Source organism: Mailhella massiliensis (genome assembly GCF_020741395.1).
GTDB classification, from domain to species: domain Bacteria; phylum Desulfobacterota; class Desulfovibrionia; order Desulfovibrionales; family Desulfovibrionaceae; genus Mailhella; species Mailhella massiliensis_A.
Genome location: NZ_DYZA01000123.1, coordinates 1 through 23,107, shown reverse-complemented (window position 1 = coordinate 23,107; position 23,107 = coordinate 1). Strand labels below are relative to the sequence as shown.

Sequence of the window (23,107 nt, the reverse complement as noted above, 5' to 3'; positions counted from 1 at the left end):
TTTGGCAGGCTCTGGCCTGGGCTCGGGCTTGGGCCCCGGCTTGGGCTCGGGCTTCGGTTCGGGCTTGGCCTCGACGGCGGGGGCCGGGGCCTCGTCGGGCGTGGGAGCGGGCGCAGGTTCGGCCTTGGGCTGCGGCGCGGATTCGGTGGAGACCACCTGCTTGCCCGTTACGGGGGCACGGTGGCCGAGCACCGGGGAGGGCAGGTTCTCACCGCCCGGCGCGCCCATCACGAGGCTGACCTGATACACCGGCCGCGTGATATCCAGCGGGGGACGCAACGGCACATAGAGTATGAAGGCCAGCACCGCGAGGTGCAGCAGGAGGGAAAGAAAAAAGCTGCTTATTCGCATGGGAGTATGTATGCCGCCTAGCGGCGGCCCTTCTGGGCGCTGCCGGACTGCGCGGGAGCAGCGCTTTCCGTGGAGGGCATGGCGACCACGCCCAGCTTTTCAATGCCTGCGGCCTTGATGCGGCCCATGACGTCGACCACGATACCGTAGGGCACGGACTTGTCCGCCTGGAGGAAGAGAGCGCGGTCTTTTTCCTTCACAATGGCGGCGAGGCGTTCTTCCAGCTCTTCGAGGGGCACTTCGTAGGTGTCGAGAAAGAGCGTGCCGTCTTCACGCACGGTGAGCACGAGATGTTCGGAATCCGTGGGCAGAGTGTCCACCTGCTTGGCCTGGGGCAGATCCACGTCCAGGCCGGAATCCATCATGGGCGCCGTGACCATGAAAATGATGAGCAGAACCATCATGACGTCCACGAAGGGCGTCACGTTGATTTCGGAGACAAAGCCTTTTTTTCTGGCCATGGCGCGACCTACCTGTCGTTGCCGCGGGAGCGGTGCACGTTGACTTCGCGCTGCACGCGGTTCAGGAAAATGCCCGCGAAGTTGATGAGGCGGGTCTCGATGCCGTCGAGCTTGCCGAGGAACATGTTGTAGGCGATGGTGGCGGGCACGGCCACGGCAAGGCCTATGGCCGTGGCGATGAGGGCTTCGGAGATGCCGGGAGCCACGGTGGCCAGGGAGGCGGATTTCATCTGCCCTATGGCGTGGAAGGACGTCATGATGCCCCACACCGTGCCGAAAAGCCCGATGAAGGGGGCGGTGTTGGCGGTGGTGGCCAGGATGGAGAGGTTCTTGTGCAGGCGGTCGATTTCCAGGCCCACGCCCTGGTTCAAGGCGCGGCGCACGGTTTCCACCACCACGCCCTCGTCGGCCCCGGCTTCCTTGCCGTTGTTGAATTCACGCACGCCGTGCTGCGCTACGGCGTAGAGCGGGGAAGAAGGATCGCCGCCGAGGCTCTGCACGGCCTGGCGCAGGTCGGGGGCTTCGGCGAAGCGGGTGATGCCCGCCGTGGCCTTGCGTTCGGCGGAGGAGAGGCTGACGATTTTGCCGATGATGACGGTCCAGCTCAGGACGGAAAGCGCAATGAGGATGACCATGATGATCTGGGCAACAAGGCTTGCGCTGGCGAAGACGGAAAAAATGTTGTAATCCATGGGTGCTCCGAATATCCGATGAAATTGCCGGCAGGAAGGGCCGGCGAGGAAGGGCCGCCTTGTTCATAATCTTGAGCGGCCCTGCATGCAAGAAAAATTGCCCCGCCCGGTCTGCGGGGAGTGACATACGGCCGCCTTTGGGCTAGACAGGGAGGAAGCTTCAAGGAGATCTCCCATGTTCTGGCGTTCTGTGTGCTGTGCGGCTTTCGTCTCTATACTGTTTTTGTCTCCGTCCGTCAAAGCCGGGGAAAGCTATTCCATGGAAGGGGCCGTAGTGCGCGCCCTTGAGCACAACCCCGACGTGGAGAACGCCCGCTTCACGGTGAAGGCCGCGGAGTCCGCGCGCAAGGCGGCGCGCAGTTCCTTCGGGCCTGAGCTCGGCGTCTCCTACAGCTACTCCCGCTACAGCAAGGACCGCCCCTCCCGCTACGAGCCCAACGTGACTACCATGACGGTGACGGCTTCCCAGCCCCTTTTTACGGGGTTCAATCTCCTGAATACCTACCAGAAGGCGGCGCTCGAGGAGGAGCGGCAGGCCCTTCAGCTGGAGGCCCAGCGCCTTGCCGTGACGGCGAATGTGCAGGAGGCTTTCATCACCTATCTGAAGGCCCTTGAGAGCATACGCAGTACGGAGCGTTCCCTCGAGCGGGCGAAGATGCAGCTCAACATGGCGAAGACCGCCTGGAACATAGGCCTGCGCCCGAGGCTCGACGTCCTGCAGGCGGAAACCGACCTCGCTCAGACCGAAGCTTTGCTCATTAAATATGAGAACGAGCGCGACGTATGGTTCACAAGGCTGAACACGCTGCTCAACCTCCCGCCGGACGCCGAGGTTTCCTACAAGGGCGGGCTGGACGTCGCGCCTTTCCGCCGTTCGCTGGAGGCCTGCCTTCAGCAGGCCATGGAGCACAGGCCCGACCTGCTCATGGCAAAGAAATCGGTGGAGATAGCCCTGAAGGATCTCGGCATCACCAAAAGCCAGTTCTGGCCGCAGGTTTCGGCCGTGCTCGGCTGGTCCACCACGGGCAGCCACCTGGACGCGGCGGGCAGCCGCTACACGCAGAAAGATTATTCCTACGGCGAAATAGGCCTTTCCGTCGACTGGACGCTCTTTTCCAGCGGCAGGCGCGCCTACCTCACCCAGCAGGCGGAAAGGCAGGTCTCCGCGCTGGAGGCGGCGGTGCGCTCCTCCGTCAACAACTGCGCCTACACCGTGCGCTCCAGCCTGCTCTCCACCCAGGACGCCTACCGCTCCGTGAAGGTCTCGCAGCGCGCCGTGGCGAGCGCACGCGAATCCTATGCCGACGCGAAGATGCGCTATGAGCTTCAGTCCGGCTCCTACCTCGACCTGCTCACCGCCCAGTCGGCCCTTTCCGACGCGGAACTTGCGGAAATCTCCTCCCGCGCGGACTGCCTCATCGCCCTCGCGAGGCTCTATGAGACCATGGGCGAGCTGCGCCCCGACCTCACGGAAGAAGCGAGAAAGGCCGGGGAGAAGAAGCACTCTTAGGGAAAAGCCTTTGCGGCAGGACGGCGTTTTGCCTGAGCCTGCCGCCGTGTTTTTTCTCCCGGCAGAAGGCCGCGGCGGGCCGGATACGCGGGGCGCGTCTTTGAAGATGCCGCCTGCGGCAGCGTGCGTTTTCGCCCTCTTGAGAGCTCTTTTTTCCAGGCCGTTTCCTGAAAATGAAGGGCGTCTTCCCTGCGGTATGCCGGGGAGTCTCAGTTCCCGCGCAAAGGCCGTTCAGGCAACAGCGGCCTGTTCCGACACGGGGAAGGGGGGGGACTGTCCGCCTTTCCGGGATACGGAAGCGGAGAGGACGCGCCGTAAAAGCGCAGGGCGGCCGCAGGGGGCGGAAAAGAGCGCATGTCTCCTTCAGAGGCGCGTGCCCCCGGGAGAGAAAGGGCGCTTCCGCACATGCGGAAGAAAGGGCGCTTTGCGGAACGGGGCTTTTCAGGCCTCGCGCCGTATCCTCTCTTCCATTTCCTCCATCATTCTGCCCGGACGTACGTCGAGCGCTTCGGCGATGCGGAAGAACATTTCCAGATTGGGATACTTGTGCCCGCTCTCAAGCATGCTGATGTAGGGCGCAGCAACGCCGAGCCTTTCACTCAGCTCTTCCTGAGTGAGGCGTTTTTCCATACGTATCCGGCGAAGCACCGGCCCGAAGGCATCCGAATTTTTCTTCATATCCTTCTGCTAGCCCATTGCTTTCAAAAAAAAATTAACCTATAGCTTAGAAAAATAAGCAATGGGTTAATATGCTCACGGTTGCTGATGATTTCCGCCGTTCTGAACCCATGGCGCGGAAAGTATGCCGGGAGGTAGTGGGAATGGAAACGCCGTTTGCCGTGAGCGAAGACGGGCGCACAGGCGTTGTGTACGCGGACAAGCTTTTCTTCAGTCGTGAATGTGTGTTGATAGTATCCTCTATCTATTCGGAAAAATATTATATTTCCATTGCTCCCCATGAAGGGGACAGAGTAAGGATCACCCTCTGCGAGAAGCAGGGTACCCCGGTACGGGAAAGCCTTCTGAGAAGCTTCATGAATGCTCTTATGGATTATCAGGTAAGGCTGGATCTGCAGAAAGAGTTCGGCGAGATGCGAAGAAAGATCGTCGAGTACGCCTTTTCCCCGGTGAAGTAGTCATGTCCCGATATACGCTTCTGCCTTTTCAGTTCCGCAGGACGGAGCAGCACGACGTACTCATGGTGAACGAGTGCGGCGATTTTCTGTTTCTGCCGGACCATGCCTTCGAGCGTTTCATCCGTCATGAGCTGCCGGAGGAGGATGAACATTTCCGCAGGCTGAAATCTCACCTTTTCTGTGCCGGCGACGACCTTGACGTCGCCCTGCAGAAGACGGCCGCCCGATACCGTACGCGCAAATCCTTTCTCCGGGATTTCACGACGCTGCACATGCTGGTGACGACTCTGCGCTGCAATCAGCGCTGCGCCTACTGCCAGGTGTCCTGTGCCGGAAAGGATGCCTCCCTGTACGATATGGACAGGGAGACGGCCTTCAGGGCGGTGGAGATGATGTTGCAGTCGCCGACGAAGCATCCCAAGCTGGAATTTCAGGGGGGAGAGCCCCTTCTTCACTGGGAAGTAGTCACGGCCGCGGTGGCCTATGCGGAACAGCTTGCCGAACGCATGAAGAAAAAGGTTTCTTTCGTGCTTTGTACCAACCTGACGGCCGCAACGCGGGAGCAGCTTGAATTCTGCCGGGAACACGACGTGGCCGTTTCCACTTCCCTGGATGGTGACGCATGCCTTCACGACGCGTGCCGCAAGGACAGACAGGGCCGGGGGACGTACCGCGTTTTCATGGAAAAACTTGCGCTTGCCCGGAATATCCTGGGCAGGGACAGGGTGGGCGCGCTGATGACGACCACTGCCTTTTCCCTGAATCGTCTGAAGGACGTGGTGGATGAGTACGTCCGCCTGGGTATGGACGGAATTTTCCTCCGTTCCCTCAATCCGTACGGCTTTGCGGCGGAGGACGCGGCGACGCTCGGCTACAGCATGGAACATTTTGTGGAAAAATACCTGGAAGCGCTGCGCTACATTATGGAGCTCAACAGGAAGGTCTTTTTTCCGGAACACTTTGCCACGCTTCTTTTCTCGCGTATTCTCACGCCCTTCGCCACGGGGTTCGTCGATCTTCAGTCGCCTTCCGGGGCGGGCATAAGCGGGGTTGTCTACGATTTCGACGGCTCGGTTTTTCCGTCGGACGAGGCGCGCATGCTTGCCCGGATGGGGGACCGGCATTTCTGTCTGGGCAACGTGAAGACCGACGATTACAGGGAAATCTTCGGCACACGCCTGAAGAGGCTGACCTCGGGCGCCTGCCTGGAAACGACGTTTCCCTGCGCGTTCTGCGTGTATCAGGCCTATTGCGGTACGGATCCGGTACGCAATTATCTGGAGACGGGAAGCGAGCAGAGGAATATGGCCCATGCCCCCTTCTGCATCAAACACAAGGGCATACTGACGGGACTTTTTGACATGCTCCGCCATGCCGACGACACGGCAAAGGATATCATCTGGAGCTGGATAACCGGAAACGCGGATCTGGTGAAAAGGCCATGCTGACACTTCAGGGAAAGGCTTCGGGTTCTTTTTCTTCCCTTGTCGGGGAAGTGACTTTTACGGGCAGGCCCTTTCATGCAAGGAGCAGGGCCATACTCGTCTGCAAGGAACTGACCCGCTCGGCCCTGGGGTATAAGGGCTGCATCACTTCCGGGCGGCGGGGAACTTGGTTTCATCCGCATCATATCTATGAGGTGGAGAATACCGGCCGGCTGCATGAGGGCGATATCGTTGCCATGGACGGTGCGGGCCATATTGAGGTTCTGTAGGAGGAAGGTTCTTCCCAGAACTGCCTTTTTCTCACGGAAAACTGCAACTGCCGCTGCGTCATGTGTCCTCAGCCTCCGTCGCAGAGCTCTCCGGAGCGTTTTCTGCGGCAGGCGCGGGAGGTACTGCGCCTGATACGCGGCAGAAATATTTCCGACTGTTGCCTCACGGGGGGAGAGCCTTCGCTTGCGGGGGATGCGTTCTTCGATATCCTCCGGCAATGCACTCTCGAACATCCGGAAGCGCTGGTCAGTGTCCTGACCAACGGGCGGGCGTTTGCCGACAGGGAGTTTTCCTTCAGGCTGGCGGGCATACCCTCGCGCAACGTCCTTTTCTGCGTGTCTCTTCATTCTGAAGTGGATACGCTGCATGACGCGATAACCGGGGTCAAAGGCAGCTGTGCGCAGACCCAGCAGGGCATATACCGGCTGGCCTCCCTGGGCTTTGCCGTGGAAATACGCACCGTGATATCGCGCTGCAACTACAGGTATCTTGCGGAGTTTGCGGAACATATCGGCAACTATTTCCCGTTTTGCGCCCATTGTGCCTTCATGGGGCTGGAGCTGCACGGCTGGGCGGAAAAACATAAGGACATGCTGACGGTTTCCCCCGTCGAGTACGGCGCATACCTGAAGGAGGCCGTGCTGACGCTGGCACGGAGGGGAATACCCGTTTCCCTGTATAACGTGCCTTTGTGCATGTGCGGGAGCGCATTGCAGAGGTATGCGCGCAAATCCATTTCCAGCTGGAAGAACCGGTACCTGCCGCAGTGCGACGCCTGCGTGATGAAGGATCAGTGCTGTGGATTCTTCAGCACGTCGTCGGAGGTACCGGAAGAGTTCGTCAAACCTTTCACGGAGAAGGAGGAGTATGAGAAGTTTTGTGTATAGATTGTTCATGCTGGCGGGAATCGTTGTTGCCTTGTGGGGCGCCGTTTCTGGCCGGGCGCAGGCCTCTGTTGCTCACGACGAAGGTGTGACGGCCAATCTGGAGGAACGTCCGCTGATCTTTTCCGACCTCATGCCCGGATATCAGGATCACCTTCTGAGTTATCATTACAGTCATTCCAGCCATTCCAGTCACTACAGCCACTCCAGCCACAGGAGCCATTATTCCAGCCGCTGGTAAGGCGCTCCGTGAATAGGGGTACCTGCTCAGGGAGCAGGGATTTGCCGGGGAACTTTCCGGCTGCAAAAAAGCCGCGCTTCCTTTCCGGGAAACGCGGCGTTTTGCCTTTAGGCATCACAAGCTTGGAGGGCGGGTTGCAGGCGTCGGAGTTGAGGAGAGCGGCGGCCCGGTCATTCTTCCGCCGTGTTCTTGTAGACGGCGTTCAGTGTGTACGCCATGTCTATGCCGTCGTGAAGCGAACCGGTGACGAGGCAGCCGTTGCGCATGAGCTTTGCACAGCGCTCGAAGATGGGGGCGTCGGCGGCGTCGAGTTCCACGGAGAAATCCAGCTTCATGCCGGTGATGCGGCTGCGGCCTACGGCGTCGGTGCCGAAGTCGAGGGCCGCCGTTGCCGTTATGGAAGCATAGTCGGCCTTTCGGGCTTCGAGGGCCCCGGCCAGCGACGCGGAGTAGCAGGCAATGGCCGCGGCTTCGAGAAGGAGCTTGGCCGTTCCCCCGCGCTGCTCCGGGGGGACGCCGGTATGGTCGATGACGAGTTTTTCCATGCCGGGCAGATCGGTTTCAAAGGTGTGGATATCGCCTTTTCTGGTGTATCTGATGGAAGATGCCATGAAGACTCCTTGAGGGCTGTGCTTTTGCATGGGTGGCCGACGTGAAGGTCAGAATATGACGAACGCGAGGGGAATACCCATGATGATGACGGAGAGGTCGGCCGCGACGACGGCAAGGGTACCGTAATGCGCGGCCCGTTTCGGGCCGATCCATTCGTAGCCGTAGATGAGGGCGCCCCTGTTGGAGGCGGCGGGGGTGACGAGGGCGGCGAGAAGCACCTGGCTGAGCCCGGCGGCTATGATGATAGCCACCTGTTCCGACATGCCGAGGGAAAGGGCAAGGTTCGCCAGGATGGGAATGAACGTGGTGGCCAGAACGAGGTTGTGGGCCACCTGGGTGAGCAGCGCCATGGTGATGAAGCTTATAAGAATGAACATGATGCTGGACATGCTGGAAAACAGGGGCATGATCACGTCGACTATGGTGGTGATGATACCCGTTTCCTTGGCCATGAGGGCCTTGCCGATAGCCATGGTGGCGGCCACCAGGGCAAGCAGATCCCAGTTGAGCCCTTCCCGTGCCAATTTCTTGAAATCGGCAAGGGGTTCGCCGTTGCAGCGGAGCGCGCACACGAGGCAGATGGAGGCCACCAGGAAACCGAAGTCTCCGAGATGCTTGTATATATTTATGAAGAGGCTGTCACTGGGCAGCACGAGGGGCAGCAGGATGAGGACGGTGAAGCCCGTCAGCACAGCGGCGGCGACTTTTTCTTCCAGCGTGAGGGTCAGGCTCTTGCCCTGGGTGATCTGATCGGTTTTCAGTGCGTTGAAGCGGTCAAGGTCGAGCCGGATGAGCTTGCCGCCGAGAAAATAGAGCAGCATGGCCGCGAAGGAGATGATGGTCATATACACGATGAAGGACCCCGAAGAGACCGTCAGGCCCGTAGATTCGGCAAGAGCCGTCATGCACACCTTGGGAAAGACCTGATAGGGCATGATGGTGCCGCCGAGAGTGGCCATTTGCAGAACGCCCACGAACAGATACCCCGCTTCTTTCGAGAGGCGCCTGTAGCCTATGATATCGCAGATGCTTATGAGAATGGTCCACATGAAGAATATGACGGCATAGGTCATGATGAAGATGCCGAGGATATAGGAGGCAAGGAAGAGCATGAAGACGAACATCCACGGTCTTCCCTCGATGATTTTTCTGGAGAGGAAGAACAGGGCGATTTTATTGCTGAGCCCGGAATGTTCCGCATAGGCGGCGATGATGAAGAAGAAAAAGATCTGAAGAAAGGTACTGTTGCCGAAGCCGATGTTGAAGGCCTGCGTCACGGTGCAGTATCCGCTGAGTCCGAGTGCCACGAGTCCGGCAAAGCTGGGCCACAACATACCTACAAACATCCATGCGTAGATGAGGCCGAGAAAAACACCGAGTACTTTCATGCCCATGGGGGTGATGGTTCCGGCGGGGGGAAGGAAGCCTGTCCCCAGCATGATGAGAAACATGATGCCTATGTGAATAAGACGGGAGAATCGCTTCATGGCGGCCTGCCTTCTTTTCTGTGGTTGAAGCAGAAAAGGCAGCCGGGGAGTCCGGCTGCCGTGGGGGAAGCCTTACTTCAGGGCCTGGTAGAGGACGGCGCCTTCGCAGTCCGCCGGGACGGGAAGGTCGGTGAGGGCGCATACCGTGGGTACCACGTCCACGGCGCGGACGCGGCGGCTCAGCCTGGTGTGTTCCTTCACGCCCGGGCCGAGCATGGCGAAGAAGGCCTTCACGGACGTGCCCTTGTAGCGGTGCGTGGTCAGCGAGGTGCCGTGCACTCTGGTCCATTCGGGGTTGAACACGAAGTAGATATCGCCCACATTTTCGCCGTAGAGGCCGAGCACTTCCATTTCCTGCCTGTTGAAGGCGAAGCATACAGGGCGGCGGCCGTGCTCATCCTTGTAGTCGAGGAGCTTCTGCGTGATTTCCCTGACCAGGGCGTCATAATCTTCAGGTTCCACGATGCCGTCGGGATCGCGGCCCTTCAGATTGAGGTAGACATAGCCCGATCTCTGGCCTATGGCGCGGGTTTTCGACCAGTCGATGATCGGGGACCCGGAAGAGCGGTCGACGGAAAGGTAGCCCATTTCCTCGAAGACCTTGCCGCCCACGGCCCACGGGTCGCCCATGAGCGGGGCCTCGCAGCCGGCTTCCTTGCTCATGCCGCCGTGGTCGGACGCAAGGACGATGACGGTGTTGCCGTCGTTCAGTTCCATCATCCTTTCGACGAAATGGTCGGTGATTTCATAGTACTTGCGGACGATATCGAGATAATATGCCGCCTTTTCTCCCGAATATTCTTCCAGAATGAGGTTCTGGTAGTTATGGTTGCAGCAGTCGAGGGCATGGCAGTGCATGTAGAAGACGTCCCACGGCTTGTTTTTCGCGAGATAAAGCATGGCGTTTTCTATCCAGGTGTACATTTCCGCCTGCGTTTCGAGCATAATGTCGTCGAGGCCGCAGTTGGACATGTGCATCATGGGGCCTATATGTTCCAGAAGCTCGTCGCAGAGGTCGGAGGGATGGAAGTACTTTTTATTGGTCGTATCGAGCACATAGCTGCGGTACAGCTTGAAGGAGGTGCCGTCTTCGGCCAGTTCGAGCAGCTTGATCTTATAGTATACCGTGGCAACATGGCCGTTCAAGAAGAAGGAGTCCTGAATCCAGGGGCTGAACTCGCCGAGCCCCACGGTGACCATGGGCGTCTTGTCCTTGGGGGTCTGGTACAGGGCCAGCGTATCGAAGCCCTTTCCGCTTTTGGAGAAGATTCTGCCGTAGCGGCTGATCCTGCCTTCCTGCATGTGCAGGACGGTGATCATTTCGTCGTTTTCCTGGAAGATGGGGCAGCGGTGATTGTCGATTTTGAACTTGATGGTACGGGCGTCGATGCGCTTGTCGTCGCCTATGACGAATTTTTCCGTCTTTTTCTCTTCGTAGTCGCAGACTTCGAAATCGAGGTTTTCAATATCGTCTTCCACCACGCAGGAGGAGCCGGTATTGTTCTTTTCATGGTAGGCGGAGGCCGCCTCCCGGAAGGATGCGTCGCCGATATAGAAGGCTTCCCCTTCGCAGTAGGCCTTGGAGTTGGGGTTGATGCCCGTACCGTCCACGGCGATAATATTTTCGTTTGTGGGAGGCCAGGAGGTGGGGTAGTTGAAGACTATGGCCTTTTTTCCCGCTTTGAGGGCCGCATCCCACAGAAATTCCGCTTTGCAGAGCTTTGAATTGAAGCCCACGTCCAGATGGGTGAGACTGTTGCCGAAGGTGTGGTTCCAGTAGCAGGTGATGCCGTGCGTGCCCGGATAGGCCCCGGTTGCCAGGGTCGCCCAGTTGGGGGGAGTGATGGTGGGCTGGACGCCGAGCATGCCGAGATCTTCTGCGGCTACGCCGGCGTCGATGAACTTCCTGATGTTCGGCAGGTATCCTTCCTCCAGAAAGCGGGACATGAGAAGAGGATCGGCACCGTCGATTCCGAGAAAGAGAAAGCGTTTGTTCGGCATGAGAAACTCCTGACAGAAAGGTTGAAGTTGCATCTGTCGGAAGTTGTACCGGTATGTGAGAAAAAAAACTTGGTAGATACCAGCAAAGGGGAGACTACGGCGAGCTCATGCCTCGCTTTTTTTCTTTTTGAAGGTTTCGCAGGCGTGCCGCAGCGGGGCAATGTCCGGGATGAGGATCTGTTTTCCTCGCCGCAGGATGAGGCCCTGAAGTTCAAGGGAAAGGAGAAATTTACTTATATTGGTGACATGCGTTCCGACAAGCTCCGCCATATCCTGCCGGGAAAGAAAGGAGTCTACCGGCGTCAGTGCGGGGCCGTGATTCTCCGAGAGATAATACAGGGAAACAAGAAGATCCATGAATCTGCTTATACAGGAATCCTGGGAGGTATTGATAAGCCTCTGTATGATTGACTCATATCTCGTGTAGATCTGGTTCGTGAATTCTTCAAAAAGATTATTGTTTATGAGGGCTTTTATGAAATAGGACTTGTCGATGTTTATCACTTTCGTGGTTTTCATGCATACGACATTTTTATGAAAATTCATATTGAAAGTGGGGATGATGCATCCGCTTCCAAGAATCCACAGCAGCCTTTCCTGCCCATCTGCATTAAAAACATAGATTTTTATGACTCCGCTTTTGATGAAATAGATGGATTTTTTTTCAAGATGAAGGATATCTTTTTTTTTATAGATGTTTGTTGTCATGCAACGCGCATCTATGACAGACAGAAAGTGGTCGTCTTCATGAAAATATATGGGATGGAGAGAGCTCATGGGACCCCTTCGGCAGTTTTTCATGAATGTCCGGCGGCCGGGAGAAGGGCCGGAGCCGCTCAGGAGGAAACGCTGTGCGCGGGCCAAGCCCCGTGTTTTCGTTCTCCGCAGGCGGGCAAGGCCGCGCGCAGATGCAGGATGCATGCTTCTTTGTACTGTCTGTATTTTTTCTATGCAACAGATCGGGGAGGCGTTTTTCCGCTTCTCCGGCCGCTGCCTGAGTTCGCCCGGCAGCAGTTCCGGCCCGAAAAGGAGGCTTCCAAGGCCGTTGAGGAAAAAGGCCTGCGCCGTTTCCCGGAAAAAGGGGCCTGTCCCTCCCGTGCTTCGGAAAGGTGCGCCCCCGGTTTTGAGGAAGGGGATTCTTGCAGGGGCGGGCAATCTTTGCTCCGCAAAAAAAGCCGCGCTTCCTTTCCGGGAGACGCGGCTTTTTCTTGAGGTGCGCAGGGATTAGAGGGAGGCCTTGTAGGCGTCGGCGGACATGAGGGCGTCCACGGCGGCCATGTCTTCAGGCTTCACACGGATGAGCCAGCCCTTTTCATAGCAGGAGGCGTTGAGCAGGGTGGGGGTGTCGGCCAGCTCGCCGTTCACGGCGGTGACTTCGCCGGAGACGGGCATGAAGAGCTTGTTCACGGACTTGATGGATTCCACTTCGCCGAATTCGTCGCCCGCGCCGAAGCTGTCGCCTTCGGAGGGAAGGTCGACATAGACCACTTCGCCGAGCTGGTCCTGGGCGTAGTCGCTCACGCCGACGACGATTTCATCGCCTTCCACGCGGGCCCAGATATGTTCGTCGGTGTACTTGAGGTTCGCGGGGAGGTTGAGTTCCGCAACGGTCTTGGCCATGGGAGTTCTCCTTGTATGGCGTTTCAGGTGTATGCCCCATGGGTGGGGGCCGCCCGAGGGCGGCGGGGAGGGGCGGCGCGCGGCCGCTCCCTCAAATGTACGATGGAGAAGGGCGCCTGTCCACACCGCAGATGCGGCGGGGCACGCTTATTCCGCGATACCTGCGGCAGCTTCCATCACGCCTTCGGCCAGGGTGGGGTGGGCGTGGATGGTGCGGGCTATGTCGGCAACCTTTGCGCCCGTTTCAAGGGCAAGGGCACATTCGGCGATGAGGTCGGTGGCATGGGCACCGGCAAAATGCGCGCCGAGGAGCTTTCCGCTCGCCTTGTCGGCCACGAGTTTGAATACGCCGGGCAGCTCGCCCATGGCCTGTGCCTTGCCGAGCTCGCGGAACTGGAATTCCGAGGTGACTACGTCGAAGCCTTTTTCCTTGGCCTGGGCTTCGGTGAGGCCCACGTCGCCGATTTCCGGCGAGCTGAAAATGCCGGAGGGCACCACGTTGTAGTTCGGCTTTTCGCTTGCTCCGAAGATGTTGGCCACGGCCGCATGGGCTTCGGCCGAAGCCATGTGTGCGAGCATGATGCGCGCCGGGCCGAGAATATCGCCTATGGCGTAGATGCCGGGCACCGAAGTTTCGAGGTAATCGTTTACGGTGATGTAACCGCGCTTATCGGTGGCGACTCCCGCTTCCGCAAGGCCGAGGCCGTCGGTGACTGGCACGCGGCCTATAGTCATGAAGATGCAGTCGGCCTCAAGGGTGGCGGGCTTTTTGGCCGAGGCGGGCACAAGTTCGGGCGCGAGGAAGGGCGAGGGGCCGAGGTCGGCATAGACCTTGCCGCCTTCCACCTTCGTCGAGTTCACAGTGCGGCAAAGTTCTACCTTGATGCCCTTCTTCTTGGCTTCGCGAAGAAGAAGTTTGCTCATTTCCTCATCCACGGAGGGCACGGGCAGGAGGCGGTTCTGACCTTCCACAATGGTTACTTCGCTGCCGAAGGCGCGGAAGATGAAGGCAAGTTCCGTGCCGACCACGCCGCCGCCCACGATGACGAGCCTTGCGGGCACATGGTCGAGTTCCAGAGCTTCGTTGCTGGAAAGGATGTATTTGCCGTCCACGGGAAGGGAGGGGAGGTTCAGCACATCGGAGCCGGTGGCGATGATGACTCTGTCGCCTTCGATATCCTGCACCGTACCGTCGGCAAGGGTAGCCTGCACGAGCTTTGCGCTTACCACGCGGCCGCGGCCCATGACAACCTTCACCTTGAGCTTCCGGCAGGTTTTTTCGAGGCCCCCGCGCAGGGTTTCGGAAACTTTGCGCTTCCTGGCTATGACGGAGGGCATGTCCACGGAAGGCGTGCCTTCGCAGAGGATACCGAATTCCTTCGCACGATGAACGGTTTCCAGGGCTTCCGCCGAGGATTTCAGGGTCTTGGTGGGGATGCAGCCGCAGTTGAGGCATGTTCCGCCGAGCCACCGGGATTCCACGAGGGTGACTTCCGCGCCGCGTTTTGCGGCATCGAAGGCGGCCGTGTAGCCGCCGGGGCCTGCGCCTATAACAGTAATGCGAAGAGCCATGTGTTGCCTGCCTTGGTAACAATGTTTCCGGCCCGTTTTTAAGGAAAGCGGGCCGGGATTCCCGGAAGGTGAGGGGGATGCGTTTCAGGGAAGGGAACGCGCCGCAGCCTGCGGAGGAAGCGGCGCTTTTTGATTATTCACCCTTGATGATATCGGTCTTGGGAAGGGCCGCGCGTACCTTGGAGCGGTAGGGCAGAAGGTTGGCGAGAGGTTCCAGGCCCTTCACGGGTTCGGTGCCGGCCTGGATGCCGAAGGGCAGCATCATGTCGTTGCAGGCTTCGGCCACCATCTTGCCGGCAAGGGCGGCGTCGGCGGGGGAAAGCCAGGCGAGGGAGCCGTCGGCCTGGGGAATGGGCTCAAGGTAGAGGCGGATGACGTTGTCCTTGAAGGCGCGCGCCAGGGCTATGCTTTTTCCGAGTTCTTCCTTGGAAGGGGCTTCGCCGCCCGCGGCTGCGGGGTACACGGAGGCCGGGCCGGGGATGTTCAGGCGCACGCGGGTCAGGCAGCCGGTATTGATGAGCTTTTCCAGAAGGTCGGCGTTGCGGCCGTCGCTGTCGATGACCACCTGAAGCCCGCCCTTGGCGAGCGCGGTGACGAGTTCCGCGAAGTGTTCTTCTTCCCCGGCGGGCACCTTGGACACGTTCAGGCCGGAAATCCAGCCGTGCAGCATCTTGCTTTCGGAAACGGCGCCGGATTCGCCGAGGGCCTTGCCGGAGAGGAGGTAGGCGATGATGACGCCCGTGCCCTGAAGCACCACGTCGCCGTCGTCGTCATGGAACATGGGGAATTCCACGCCGGTCTCGTTGCGGTGCAGGAATTTGCGGTTGGCGCGGTAAAAGCCGTTCACAATGTCCTTGTCGGCTTCAAGGTCGTAGCTGCCGTAGCTGATGCCTTTGGCGTCCATGAATTCATGGGTGATGCGGCAACGGATACAGTTGGGAGCCCTGTAAAGAGTGATGGCCATGGCAAAACTCCATAACGGTTAGAAATTCTGTATGTCCGGGCCGGGAAAGCGGCCTTGCCGGAATGCCCGGCGGAAAAATACGACGGCCTGCTCGGTATTTCACCAGAAAAAAGGGGCGATGGCAACGAAGCGCCTTCTTTCTGTGAAAGACATATTTAATAGATTTTATTCTAGTGAAAATCATCTGTTCTGTCAAGTTCGGGCAGGGCACGACGGGGCGGGGAGGCTTCTGCGGCGCCTCTTGCCCCGCGCGTCGACATGGAGTAAGAGAGCCGGCGGAACAGATCCTTTTCTATCAGGGAGCAGTTTTTCCGCTGCCGCACGGGAGACATTTTTAAATTGATTATTATCAATGGATAAGATAAAGTCAGATTATCTTATTTCATTCTATTCAATATTGAGGAGTTCCACATGGCCAGAAAAGCTGCGGACGGCGCCGGTGAACCGGCCCGGGAACCCGTGAAGAAGACGCGTTCCTATCACTCGCCCCGCAGGAAGGAACAGGCGAATGTGACGAAGGCGCGCATCGTCGCGGCCGCCATGCAGCTCATGAAGGAAAAAGGCTATGCCGACATGACGCTGGAAGCCATAGCCCGGGAAGCGGGCGTGGCCCCGCAGACGGTGTATGCCGTGTGCGGCTCCAAGAAGGGCGTGCTGGCGGCTATCCTTGAGACGACGGTGGAGGCCAAGCGTTACGACAAGCTGCGCGATTCCATCCCGCAGATCATGACGGGCAAGGAGCGCGTGAAGGAAATAGGGCATTTCATGGCCCTGCTTTTGGAAGACGCCATGCCCGTATTCGACATTTTCCGGGGCATGAGCGTGCTTTCCCCGGAATTTGCGGAACAGGAGCGGGATCAGAGCCTCATGCTTCTGGAAAAGTGCCGCAAATCCGTGCACAAGATGGCGGAAGACGGCATGCTCCGCCCCGGCCTTTCCGAGGAGCGGGCCGCCGAGCTTTACTGGAGCATCACCACGCCGGGCATGCACCGCCGTCTGACCAAGGTGCTGAACTGGTCGGCGGAGGAGTATTCGGCGTGGGTTTCCTATCTCATCGGTGTTTCCCTGCTGGACTGGGACGCGCCCATGCCCTTCCTCAACGAGGAGAAGCACGCGAAAGCTCCCGCGAAAAAGCCCGTGCGCCGCACGGCGAAGAAGGCGGCGGCCGAACAGGCTCCTCCCGATGGAGAAATCCGGGAAGAGGGCGAAAATGCGCCGGCGCAAGAAGCCTGAGGGCTTGCTTTTTTTCTTTATCCTGTGAATATGGAATGATGAAGGAGCCTTTCCGGCGCAGTTTTTCTGAGGCGCGAAGGGCCAAAGCAAGACGCCCGTGTATTAGGGGAATCTGTTTTCCCGGCATGAGCGGCATGTCCGGCGGCCTTTCCCTGAGCGTGGGGACGCACGCAGGGGGACGGGCGCTGCACGGTTTCAGCCGGGGATGCGTGTTTCAAGCATGTCCTGTTCCGCCACGGGGCGAGGCCTGACGCCTCGAAACATGGGAGGGAGGCGCGTGCCGCCTTCCTTGAGGCGGGGCTTCCGGGAGCCTTTATCCCCGGGCCGGTCCGTCATGTCGGGCCGGGGGAGGAGAGTCTTGACGCAGAACAATACGAAAGCCAATGAGATGGGAACGAAGGCCGTGGGCCGCCTTCTTCTCGAATATTCCATACCCGCCATTCTCGGCATGATCATCGTGGCCCTCAACCAGATCATTTCCGCAATCTACATCGGGCACGGCGTAGGGCACCTGGCCCTTGCAGCCATGGCCGTCACCTTCCCCATCATCAACCTGCTCATGGCCTTCTGCCAGCTCGTGGCCGTGGGCTGCGCGGCTTTGTGCTCCATTGAGCTCGGCCGCAAGAACATGGTCAAGGCGCGCAGCATGCTCGGGCACTCCGTGCTGCTGGAAATCATCTTCGGCGTGCTGTTCGGTGTGGTGTTCTGGATCTTCCTCGACCCGATGCTCATGTTCTTCGGCGCGAGCGGCGAGACGCTTCGCTATGCCCACGAGTTCATGCTGCCCCTGGTGATCCTTGCGCCCGTCGGCTTTCTCATGCTGGGCTTCAACTTCCTGGCCCGCGCCACGGGCTACCCCAAGACGGCCATGATGACGGCGCTGCTTTCCGCTCTGGGCATCGTGGCCTTTTCCCCCATATTCATTTTCTGGTGGGGCTGGGGCATGTACGGCGCGGCCTGGGCGCAGATCGCCGGGCAGGCCATGTCCGTGATCTGGCTGGTGGCGCATTTTTCCCGCAAAAGTTCGCTCATCCACTTCCAGAAGGATATCTGGAAGCTCAGGATGAAGAGCATACGCAATATCCTGGCCATAGGCATGGCGCCCTTCCTCATCAACTTCTGTGCCTGCATCGTGGTGGTAGTCATCAACCGTGCCCTTCAGGAATACGGCGGCGACATGGCAATCGGCGCCTTCGGCATCCTGAACCGCCTGCTCATGCTCTTTGCGCTGAGCGTCATAGGCCTCGGGCAGGGCATGCAGCCCATCATAGGCTTCAACTTCGGGGCCAAGCGGCCCGACCGCGTGCGCCTCGCCCTGAAGTACGGCATGATAAGCGCCACCATCATCACCTTTGCGGGCATGCTCGGCGCCTGGTTCATCCCCGAGCTTCTGGTGCGCATCTTCACCGACCATGCGCAGCTTGTGGAAGTGTCCGCACGGGCCCTGCGCATCACCGGCGGCCTGTTCATCTTCGTGGGGCCGCAGATCATCATCGGCACCTATTTCCAGTCCATAGGCCAGGCCAAGATAGCGAGCGTGGTTTCCCTCTGCCGCCAGATGATATGCCTTGTGCCCGCGCTGCTCATCATGCCCCTGTTCTTCGGGCTGGACGGCGTGTGGATGAGCATCCCCATCGCGGACTTCACGGGCTGCGCCGTGGCGGCGATATTCCTCTTTCTTTCCCTCAGGGCGGAAGACAATCACTGCATGCCCGGCGACCCGGAGTGCAGGCCGCCGTCGGACTTCTTCAAGCCGAAGAAGTACTGAGAGCTTTCTCCATGAGACTACGGGCGGGAGCGGCAGAAGCCGCGGCCGCCCGTTTTTTTCATGCCCCGGGCCGGATGCGGGGGCATGTCGCCGGGCTTCAGGCCTGCCGGAGAGGGGAGGATGCGCCTGCCGGAGGCGGCGTGCGCACGCTGCCGGGAGGCTCGGCCCCCGCGCGGAGGGACGGCATTTCCGGGGTTGCGGCGGGATAACTATGCGCCGGGGCCTTCCGCCCGGCAATGGCGGGGGGCGTTTTTCCGCGCCCCTCTTCTCCGTGCCCGGGCGGGGCTACGGGGAGGATGCGCGCCCTGTTTCTCCCCGGGAAGGCCGCGCGGCGGAGCTCTGCGGCCGCTGCCCGGGGAAGAGCGGCCCCTGCCCTCGGGGCATGGCGCGCCTTGCACGCGCCTGCGGGGCTTCAGGGCAGGGGGAGGTGCGCCGCGCGCCCGGCAAGGCACGCGCCGGTGAGGCTTGAAGGCTCCTGCATGATCTCCCACGGCGTGCCCCGCGCCACGATGGTCCCGCCCGCCTCGCCGCCGCCCGGGCCCATGTCCACGACGTAGTCGGCGCTTCGTATCACATCGAGGTCGTGCTCTATGACGACGATGGTGGCCCCTCTCTCCATGAGGCTGCGGAACACGGCAAGCAGCGTCTCCACATCCAGGGGGTGCAGCCCTATGGTGGGCTCGTCGAACACGAACACGGAATCTTCCTGCCCCCTGCCCATTTCCCCGGCGAGCTTGAGGCGCTGCGCCTCGCCGCCGGAAAGGCCGGGCGTGGCCTCGCCGAGGGTGAGGTAGCCGAGGCCGAGGCCCTGGAGCACGGAAAGCCTTTTGTGCACCATGGGCATGCCCTGAGAGGCGCGGAGGGCGGTATTCACGTCCATGGCCATGAGTCCGGGCAGGGAAATTTCCCGGCCCTCGCCGTCGGCGTATGTCATTTCCCACGCCTCGGGCGCGAAGCGGCTTCCCCGGCAGTCCGGGCAGGGGATATCCACGTCGGGCAGAAACTGCACGTCGAGGCTCACCGTGCCCGTGCCGTCGCAGGTGGGGCAGCGCAGCCTGCCGGTATTGTAGGAGAAATCCCCGGCCTTGAAGCCGCGTTTCTTCGCTTCCGGCGTCCTTGCGAAGATCTTGCGCATTTCGTCGTGCACGTCGGCATAGGTGGCCACGGTGGAGCGCACGTTCACGCCTATGGGCGCGGCGTCGATGAGCTTCACATGGGCTATGCCTTCCGCTTCCACCATGCGCACATGCCCGGGCAGGGTGCTTTTTCGTATCTTCGCCTGAAGGGCGGGCATCAGGCTTTCCAGGATGAGGGTGGTCTTGCCCGAGCCGGAAACGCCGGTGACGGCCGTCATTTTCCCTCTGGGGAAGGCGACTTCCAGGGGCTTCACCGTATGTACGGCTCCGGTGGCGAGGCGTATGCTCCCTTGGGCGAAAAGTTCCCCGCCGCTTCTTTTTTCCTCTACGGCCGCCCTGCGGGCAAGGAAGGGGCCTATGCGCGAGGCCGGGTCCTTTACGATATCCGCAAGGCTCCCCTGCGCGATGATCTGCCCGCCCCCGGCCCCGGCCCCGGGCCCGAGCTCGATGAGCCAGTCCGCCTCGGAGAGGATATCCGTGTCGTGATCCACGAGGATGACGGAATTGCCGTCTGCAATAAGGTCGCGCATCACGCCCTTCAGGCCGACGACGTTGGAGGGGTGCAGGCCGATGGAGGGTTCGTCGAGCACATACAATACCCCCGTGGTGCGGCACCGCACCGCGCGGGCGAGCTGCATCCTCTGCCTCTCCCCGGTGGAAAGGGTGGACACGGCCCTGTCGAGGGCAAGATAGCCGAGGCCGAGGTCGAGCAGGCGCTTCGCCGTGTCCCGGAACGATGCGCAGATGCTTTTTGCCATGGGGGCCATGTCTTCCGGCAGGGAAGAGGGCACTTCACCGACCCAGCGCGCAAGCCCGGCAAGGGGCAGGGCGCAGGCCTTATCCAGCGTGAGGCCGTGGAGCACGGGCGCCCTTGCGGCGGGGGAAAGGCGCGTGCCCTTGCAGTCGGGGCAGATATCTTCCTTCAGGAATTTTTCCACCCTCTTCATGCCCTTTTCATCCTTCACTTTGGCAAGGGCGTTTTCCACCGTGTACACGGCGTTGTAGTAGGTGAAGTCCAGCTCCCCGGCCTGATTGGAGCTTCTGGCCTTGTAGAAGATGTGCTTCTTTTCCGCCGGGCCGTAGTAGACGATGTTTTTCTCTTCTTCCGTGAGCTCGCGGAAGGGCACGTCGGTGCGCACGCCCATGGCGCGGCACACGTCGGTCATGAGCGACCACATGAGCGAGTTCCACGGGGCCACGGCCCCTTCGTCGATGGAAAGGGAATCGTCCGGCACCAGCGAATCCATGTCCACGGCGCGCACCATGCCCGTGCCGTCGCAGGTGCGGCAGGCTCCGCGGCTGTTGAAGGAGAGGTCCTCCGCACCCGGCCCGTGGAACACGGCCCCGCACACGGGGCAGGTCATGGGCTTGTCCGCAGCCACGGCAAGCGAGGGGGGCACGGGGTGCCCGTGGGGGCACACATGGCTTGCCAGGCGCGAGAACATGAGGCGCAGGCTGTTTAAAAGCTCCGTGCCCGTGCCGAAGGTGCTGCGTATGCCGGGAATACCCGGCCGCTGCCGGAGGGCCAGGGCCGCGGGCACATGGAGCACTTCGTCCACCTGCGGCTTTGCCGCCTGCGTCATGCGCCGCCGCGTATAGGCGGAAAGCGCCTCCAGATAGCGGCGCGAGCCTTCGGCGTAGAGCACGCCGAGGGCCAGGGAAGACTTGCCGGAACCGGATACCCCGGCCACGGCTACCACGGCGTTCAGAGGCACGTCCACATCGACGTTTTTCAGGTTGTGCACTCTCGCGCCCCGGATGAGGATATGCCCGGGAATGTCCCGGGGGAAGGTCGGCATGGCTTTTTCCTCCGTGCGGCATGCCTTGCCGGAAGGCGGCCCGTTACGGGCTTTTTGTTGTTCGCGGCCTGAGGCTTCTTCCCCTTTCCGGGCTGCCGGCCCCGCGCCCGGCCGCTTCTGCGGCGGGGGCCTCCGCACCCGCCGTGCGGGGGAAGGCTCCTGCTCAGGCGAAAAGCGCCGCAAGCCCCCGGGCCGCCGCCTCCGGGTCCTTCGCGGAGCATATCTCCGAGACCACGGCGAGGCTGTGCGCCCCGGCCTCCAGCACGGCGGCGGCGTTGTCCCCGTGGATACCGCCAATGGCCACCAGCGTGAGCGGGGAGTGTTCCCTGGCCCAGCGCAGGCCGGAAAGCCCCCAGGGCGCGAGGGTGTCGGCCTTGGTGGGCGTGGCGAACACGGGGCTTATGCCTACATAGTCGATATCGAGCTTCTCCGCCTCAAGAAGCTCCTGCCGCGTCTCCACGGAAAGGCCGATGAGGGCTTTTTCCCCCATGAGGCGGCGCGCGTCTTCGGGCGGCATGTCGCTCTGGCCTATGTGCAGCCCGGCAGCGCCCGAGGCAAGGGCGATATCGGCCCGGTCGTTTATGATGAGCGGGATGCCCAGGGGCTGAAGGCGCGAAACGAGCTCCTTCGCAAGGGCCAGAAATTCCCGGGTGGAGGCGTGCTTTTCCCGAAGCTGCACGGCTCCGGCCCCGCCGCGCACGGCGGCGAGAACCACCTCGTCGAGGGGCCTGCCGAGGCAGAGCTGCCTGTCCGTGACAAGGTACACGCCGTAATCATGGTAGTTGCGCCAGTTTTTCATGAGCGTTTCCTTTGGCTTGCATGCCCGCAGGGCCGGGATGCCGCGAGGTCTGCCGGAACTTTGAGAAAGCCGGGGCCGCGCGGGCCTTCCGGGACTGCGGGGCGGCTTTCGCCGCCGCTTTTTCTCCCTTTTCCGGGAGGCGCGCCGGGCATGCGGGAATTTTGCCCGGACCGGGGAGGGCTTTTTCACTCGGAAAGCGCCTTGTGCCCCCTCATGCGGCAGGGCGCGGACTCCTTGCCCCGTGCCCGGGACACGCCCTGCGGGAGCCGCGCCGGTTACGGGCGGGGGATCATATCTTTCTCACACGCCTTGCCGCGTCTTCCGCGTCGAGCAGGTAAAGCTCGTCGAGGAAGGCGGGCAGGAAGCTCCCCGGCCCGGCCGCCTTTTTCCCGGCCTTTTCCCCGGCCGAGGCCATGACGGCCATGGCCGCGCAGGCTGCGACAAGGGGGGAGGCGCACGCGGCGCAGGCCCCGGTCACGGCGGAGGCGGAGCAGCCCATGCCCGTGACGAGGGGCATGAGGGCGGAGCCTCCTTCCACGGCATAGGTTTCTCGCCCGTCGGTGATGAAGTCCGTCTCGCCGCTCACGCTCACCATGCAGGAAAAGCGCGTTGCGAGCTCCCGTGCGGCGGAAAGGGCGTCCGCGCTTTCGTTGCGGCTGTCCACGCCCCGGGTGAGCACCCTGTCGGCCGAGCGTATCTCCGCGCCGAGGGCCATGATTTCCGAGGCGTTGCCGCGCAGTATGTCCGGCCGCACCATGTCGAGCAGGCCGAGCGCTGCGCGGGTGCGCAGGCCGGAAGCCCCGGCCCCCACCGGGTCGAGCACCACGGGCTTGCCCTTCTTCTTCATGAGCGTGCCCGCAAGCTCCATGCTTGAGAGCCACACCGGGTCGAGGGTGCCGATGTTGAGCACGAGCGCGTCGTCGATATCGGTGAGGTCGTCCATCTCCTCGGCGGCATGGGCCATGAGAGGCGAGGCGTGGGCGGCGAGCAGCACGTTGGCCGAAACCTGCATGACGACGAAATTGGTGATGCTGTGCACCAGGGGCTTTTTTTCATACACGGCGCGCACGGCGCTGAGAATGTTTTCCTTCATCCTTCATCCCTAGTATCTGGTTGGGGCCGCTTT

General features: G+C 60.9%; 20 protein-coding genes and 2 pseudogenes. 8 read left to right on the top strand and 14 right to left on the bottom strand.

Going from position 1 to position 23,107, the window contains the following annotated elements; translation table 11 throughout:
- From K8W16_RS06285 to tolQ, 3 genes and pseudogenes are all read right to left on the bottom strand, one after another.
- Window positions 1–351, bottom strand: a pseudogene (locus tag K8W16_RS06285) (protein TolA); the annotation flags it as partial.
- A gap of 17 nt (window positions 352–368) precedes the next feature.
- The gene (locus tag K8W16_RS06280) at window positions 369–812 is read right to left on the bottom strand and encodes an ExbD/TolR family protein (protein ID WP_304122175.1); all 444 of its coding nucleotides are present in this window, start codon (window positions 810–812) and stop codon (window positions 369–371) included.
- A gap of 8 nt (window positions 813–820) precedes the next feature.
- Window positions 821–1,504, bottom strand: coding sequence for a protein TolQ (tolQ, locus tag K8W16_RS06275; protein WP_304122173.1), 684 nt, complete (start codon window positions 1,502–1,504; stop codon window positions 821–823).
- A 175-nt stretch (window positions 1,505–1,679) separates the two neighbouring features.
- Between tolQ and K8W16_RS06270 the strand changes: the two genes are divergently transcribed.
- Complete coding sequence (locus tag K8W16_RS06270) at window positions 1,680–3,014, top strand: TolC family protein (RefSeq protein WP_304122171.1); 1,335 nt, start codon at window positions 1,680–1,682, stop codon at window positions 3,012–3,014.
- A 441-nt stretch (window positions 3,015–3,455) separates the two neighbouring features.
- Here K8W16_RS06270 and K8W16_RS06265 read toward each other — a convergent pair whose 3' ends face one another.
- Window positions 3,456–3,692: a helix-turn-helix domain-containing protein gene (locus K8W16_RS06265; RefSeq protein WP_304122170.1), complete on the bottom strand. Its 237-nt coding sequence runs from the start codon at window positions 3,690–3,692 to the stop codon at window positions 3,456–3,458.
- A 143-nt stretch (window positions 3,693–3,835) separates the two neighbouring features.
- Here K8W16_RS06265 and K8W16_RS06260 point away from each other — a divergent pair, with 143 nt between their 5' ends.
- The 5 genes and pseudogenes from K8W16_RS06260 to K8W16_RS06240 all read left to right on the top strand — a co-directional run bounded on the left by K8W16_RS06260 (window position 3,836) and on the right by K8W16_RS06240 (window position 6,990).
- Window positions 3,836–4,150 carry a hypothetical protein gene (locus K8W16_RS06260; RefSeq protein ID WP_304122168.1) on the top strand — a complete coding sequence of 105 codons (315 nt, stop codon included), beginning with the start codon at window positions 3,836–3,838 and terminating at the stop codon, window positions 4,148–4,150.
- Between the two features lie 2 nt (window positions 4,151–4,152).
- The gene (gene hxsB, locus K8W16_RS06255) at window positions 4,153–5,598 is read left to right on the top strand and encodes a His-Xaa-Ser system radical SAM maturase HxsB (RefSeq protein WP_304122167.1); all 1,446 of its coding nucleotides are present in this window, start codon (window positions 4,153–4,155) and stop codon (window positions 5,596–5,598) included.
- Window positions 5,592–5,864 (top strand): hypothetical protein, encoded by a 273-nt coding sequence (locus K8W16_RS06250; RefSeq protein WP_304122165.1) that lies wholly within the window; start codon window positions 5,592–5,594, stop codon window positions 5,862–5,864. Before hxsB ends, K8W16_RS06250 begins: the two co-directional genes overlap by 7 nt.
- Before the next feature lie 18 nt (window positions 5,865–5,882).
- A pseudogene (hxsC, locus tag K8W16_RS06245) lies at window positions 5,883–6,752 on the top strand (His-Xaa-Ser system radical SAM maturase HxsC); the annotation flags it as partial.
- Complete coding sequence (locus K8W16_RS06240) at window positions 6,733–6,990, top strand: hypothetical protein (RefSeq protein WP_304122163.1); 258 nt, start codon at window positions 6,733–6,735, stop codon at window positions 6,988–6,990. The pseudogene hxsC and the gene K8W16_RS06240, both read left to right, overlap by 20 nt.
- A 170-nt stretch (window positions 6,991–7,160) precedes the next feature.
- On the opposite strand, the gene K8W16_RS06235 is transcribed toward K8W16_RS06240, so the two are convergent.
- From K8W16_RS06235 to K8W16_RS06205, 7 genes are all read right to left on the bottom strand, one after another.
- The gene (locus tag K8W16_RS06235) at window positions 7,161–7,601 is read right to left on the bottom strand and encodes an OsmC family protein (protein WP_304122161.1); all 441 of its coding nucleotides are present in this window, start codon (window positions 7,599–7,601) and stop codon (window positions 7,161–7,163) included.
- Between the two features lie 48 nt (window positions 7,602–7,649).
- Window positions 7,650–9,089, bottom strand: coding sequence for an SLC13 family permease (locus K8W16_RS06230; protein WP_304122160.1), 1,440 nt, complete (start codon window positions 9,087–9,089; stop codon window positions 7,650–7,652).
- Window positions 9,090–9,161: 72 nt separating this feature from the next.
- Entirely contained in the window at window positions 9,162–11,090 is a 1,929-nt protein-coding gene (locus K8W16_RS06225; protein ID WP_304122159.1) for an alkaline phosphatase family protein, read from the bottom strand.
- 105 nt (window positions 11,091–11,195) lie between these two features.
- Window positions 11,196–11,798, bottom strand: a complete 603-nt coding sequence (locus K8W16_RS06220; protein WP_369694461.1) for a Crp/Fnr family transcriptional regulator — start codon at window positions 11,796–11,798, stop codon at window positions 11,196–11,198.
- A 516-nt stretch (window positions 11,799–12,314) separates the two neighbouring features.
- A complete protein-coding gene (gene gcvH, locus K8W16_RS06215) occupies window positions 12,315–12,710 on the bottom strand; it encodes a glycine cleavage system protein GcvH (RefSeq protein WP_304122155.1) in 396 nt (131 codons plus the stop codon).
- A gap of 147 nt (window positions 12,711–12,857) precedes the next feature.
- Window positions 12,858–14,282: a dihydrolipoyl dehydrogenase gene (gene lpdA, locus K8W16_RS06210; protein ID WP_304122153.1), complete on the bottom strand. Its 1,425-nt coding sequence runs from the start codon at window positions 14,280–14,282 to the stop codon at window positions 12,858–12,860.
- 133 nt (window positions 14,283–14,415) lie between these two features.
- The gene (locus K8W16_RS06205) at window positions 14,416–15,246 is read right to left on the bottom strand and encodes a hypothetical protein (protein WP_304122151.1); all 831 of its coding nucleotides are present in this window, start codon (window positions 15,244–15,246) and stop codon (window positions 14,416–14,418) included.
- Between the two features lie 411 nt (window positions 15,247–15,657).
- On the opposite strand from K8W16_RS06205, the gene K8W16_RS06200 reads away from it, so the two are divergent.
- Both K8W16_RS06200 and K8W16_RS06195 read left to right on the top strand, forming a co-directional pair.
- Window positions 15,658–16,479, top strand: coding sequence for a TetR/AcrR family transcriptional regulator (locus K8W16_RS06200; protein WP_304122150.1), 822 nt, complete (start codon window positions 15,658–15,660; stop codon window positions 16,477–16,479).
- A gap of 358 nt (window positions 16,480–16,837) precedes the next feature.
- Window positions 16,838–18,247 (top strand): MATE family efflux transporter, encoded by a 1,410-nt coding sequence (locus tag K8W16_RS06195; protein ID WP_304122148.1) that lies wholly within the window; start codon window positions 16,838–16,840, stop codon window positions 18,245–18,247.
- Window positions 18,248–18,659: 412 nt separating this feature from the next.
- Here the strand turns inward: K8W16_RS06195 and K8W16_RS06190 are convergent, their stop codons facing one another.
- From K8W16_RS06190 to thiM, 3 genes are all read right to left on the bottom strand, one after another.
- A complete protein-coding gene (locus tag K8W16_RS06190; protein WP_304122146.1) occupies window positions 18,660–21,182 on the bottom strand; it encodes a hypothetical protein in 2,523 nt (840 codons plus the stop codon).
- A gap of 163 nt (window positions 21,183–21,345) precedes the next feature.
- Complete coding sequence (gene thiE, locus K8W16_RS06185; RefSeq protein ID WP_304122144.1) at window positions 21,346–21,981, bottom strand: thiamine phosphate synthase; 636 nt, start codon at window positions 21,979–21,981, stop codon at window positions 21,346–21,348.
- Between the two features lie 289 nt (window positions 21,982–22,270).
- Entirely contained in the window at window positions 22,271–23,074 is an 804-nt protein-coding gene (gene thiM / locus K8W16_RS06180; protein ID WP_304122142.1) for a hydroxyethylthiazole kinase, read from the bottom strand.
- Between the last annotated feature and the right edge of the window lie 33 nt (window positions 23,075–23,107).

Excerpts from the sequence above, each read along its gene's own strand:
- K8W16_RS06280 (WP_304122175.1), bottom strand. The coding sequence starts at position 812 with ATGGCCAGAAAAAAAGGCTTTGTCTCCGAAATCAACGTGACGCCCTTC.
- tolQ (WP_304122173.1), bottom strand. The coding sequence starts at position 1,504 with ATGGATTACAACATTTTTTCCGTCTTCGCCAGCGCAAGCCTTGTTGCC.
- K8W16_RS06270 (WP_304122171.1), top strand. The coding sequence starts at position 1,680 with ATGTTCTGGCGTTCTGTGTGCTGTGCGGCTTTCGTCTCTATACTGTTT.
- K8W16_RS06265 (WP_304122170.1), bottom strand. The coding sequence starts at position 3,692 with ATGAAGAAAAATTCGGATGCCTTCGGGCCGGTGCTTCGCCGGATACGT.
- K8W16_RS06260 (WP_304122168.1), top strand. The coding sequence starts at position 3,836 with ATGGAAACGCCGTTTGCCGTGAGCGAAGACGGGCGCACAGGCGTTGTG.
- hxsB (WP_304122167.1), top strand. The coding sequence starts at position 4,153 with ATGTCCCGATATACGCTTCTGCCTTTTCAGTTCCGCAGGACGGAGCAG.
- K8W16_RS06250 (WP_304122165.1), top strand. The coding sequence starts at position 5,592 with ATGCTGACACTTCAGGGAAAGGCTTCGGGTTCTTTTTCTTCCCTTGTC.
- K8W16_RS06240 (WP_304122163.1), top strand. The coding sequence starts at position 6,733 with ATGAGAAGTTTTGTGTATAGATTGTTCATGCTGGCGGGAATCGTTGTT.
- K8W16_RS06235 (WP_304122161.1), bottom strand. The coding sequence starts at position 7,601 with ATGGCATCTTCCATCAGATACACCAGAAAAGGCGATATCCACACCTTT.
- K8W16_RS06230 (WP_304122160.1), bottom strand. The coding sequence starts at position 9,089 with ATGAAGCGATTCTCCCGTCTTATTCACATAGGCATCATGTTTCTCATC.
- K8W16_RS06225 (WP_304122159.1), bottom strand. The coding sequence starts at position 11,090 with ATGCCGAACAAACGCTTTCTCTTTCTCGGAATCGACGGTGCCGATCCT.
- K8W16_RS06220 (WP_369694461.1), bottom strand. The coding sequence starts at position 11,798 with ATGACAACAAACATCTATAAAAAAAAAGATATCCTTCATCTTGAAAAA.
- gcvH (WP_304122155.1), bottom strand. The coding sequence starts at position 12,710 with ATGGCCAAGACCGTTGCGGAACTCAACCTCCCCGCGAACCTCAAGTAC.
- lpdA (WP_304122153.1), bottom strand. The coding sequence starts at position 14,282 with ATGGCTCTTCGCATTACTGTTATAGGCGCAGGCCCCGGCGGCTACACG.
- K8W16_RS06205 (WP_304122151.1), bottom strand. The coding sequence starts at position 15,246 with ATGGCCATCACTCTTTACAGGGCTCCCAACTGTATCCGTTGCCGCATC.
- K8W16_RS06200 (WP_304122150.1), top strand. The coding sequence starts at position 15,658 with ATGGCCAGAAAAGCTGCGGACGGCGCCGGTGAACCGGCCCGGGAACCC.
- K8W16_RS06190 (WP_304122146.1), bottom strand. The coding sequence starts at position 21,182 with ATGCCGACCTTCCCCCGGGACATTCCCGGGCATATCCTCATCCGGGGC.
- thiE (WP_304122144.1), bottom strand. The coding sequence starts at position 21,981 with ATGAAAAACTGGCGCAACTACCATGATTACGGCGTGTACCTTGTCACG.
- thiM (WP_304122142.1), bottom strand. The coding sequence starts at position 23,074 with ATGAAGGAAAACATTCTCAGCGCCGTGCGCGCCGTGTATGAAAAAAAG.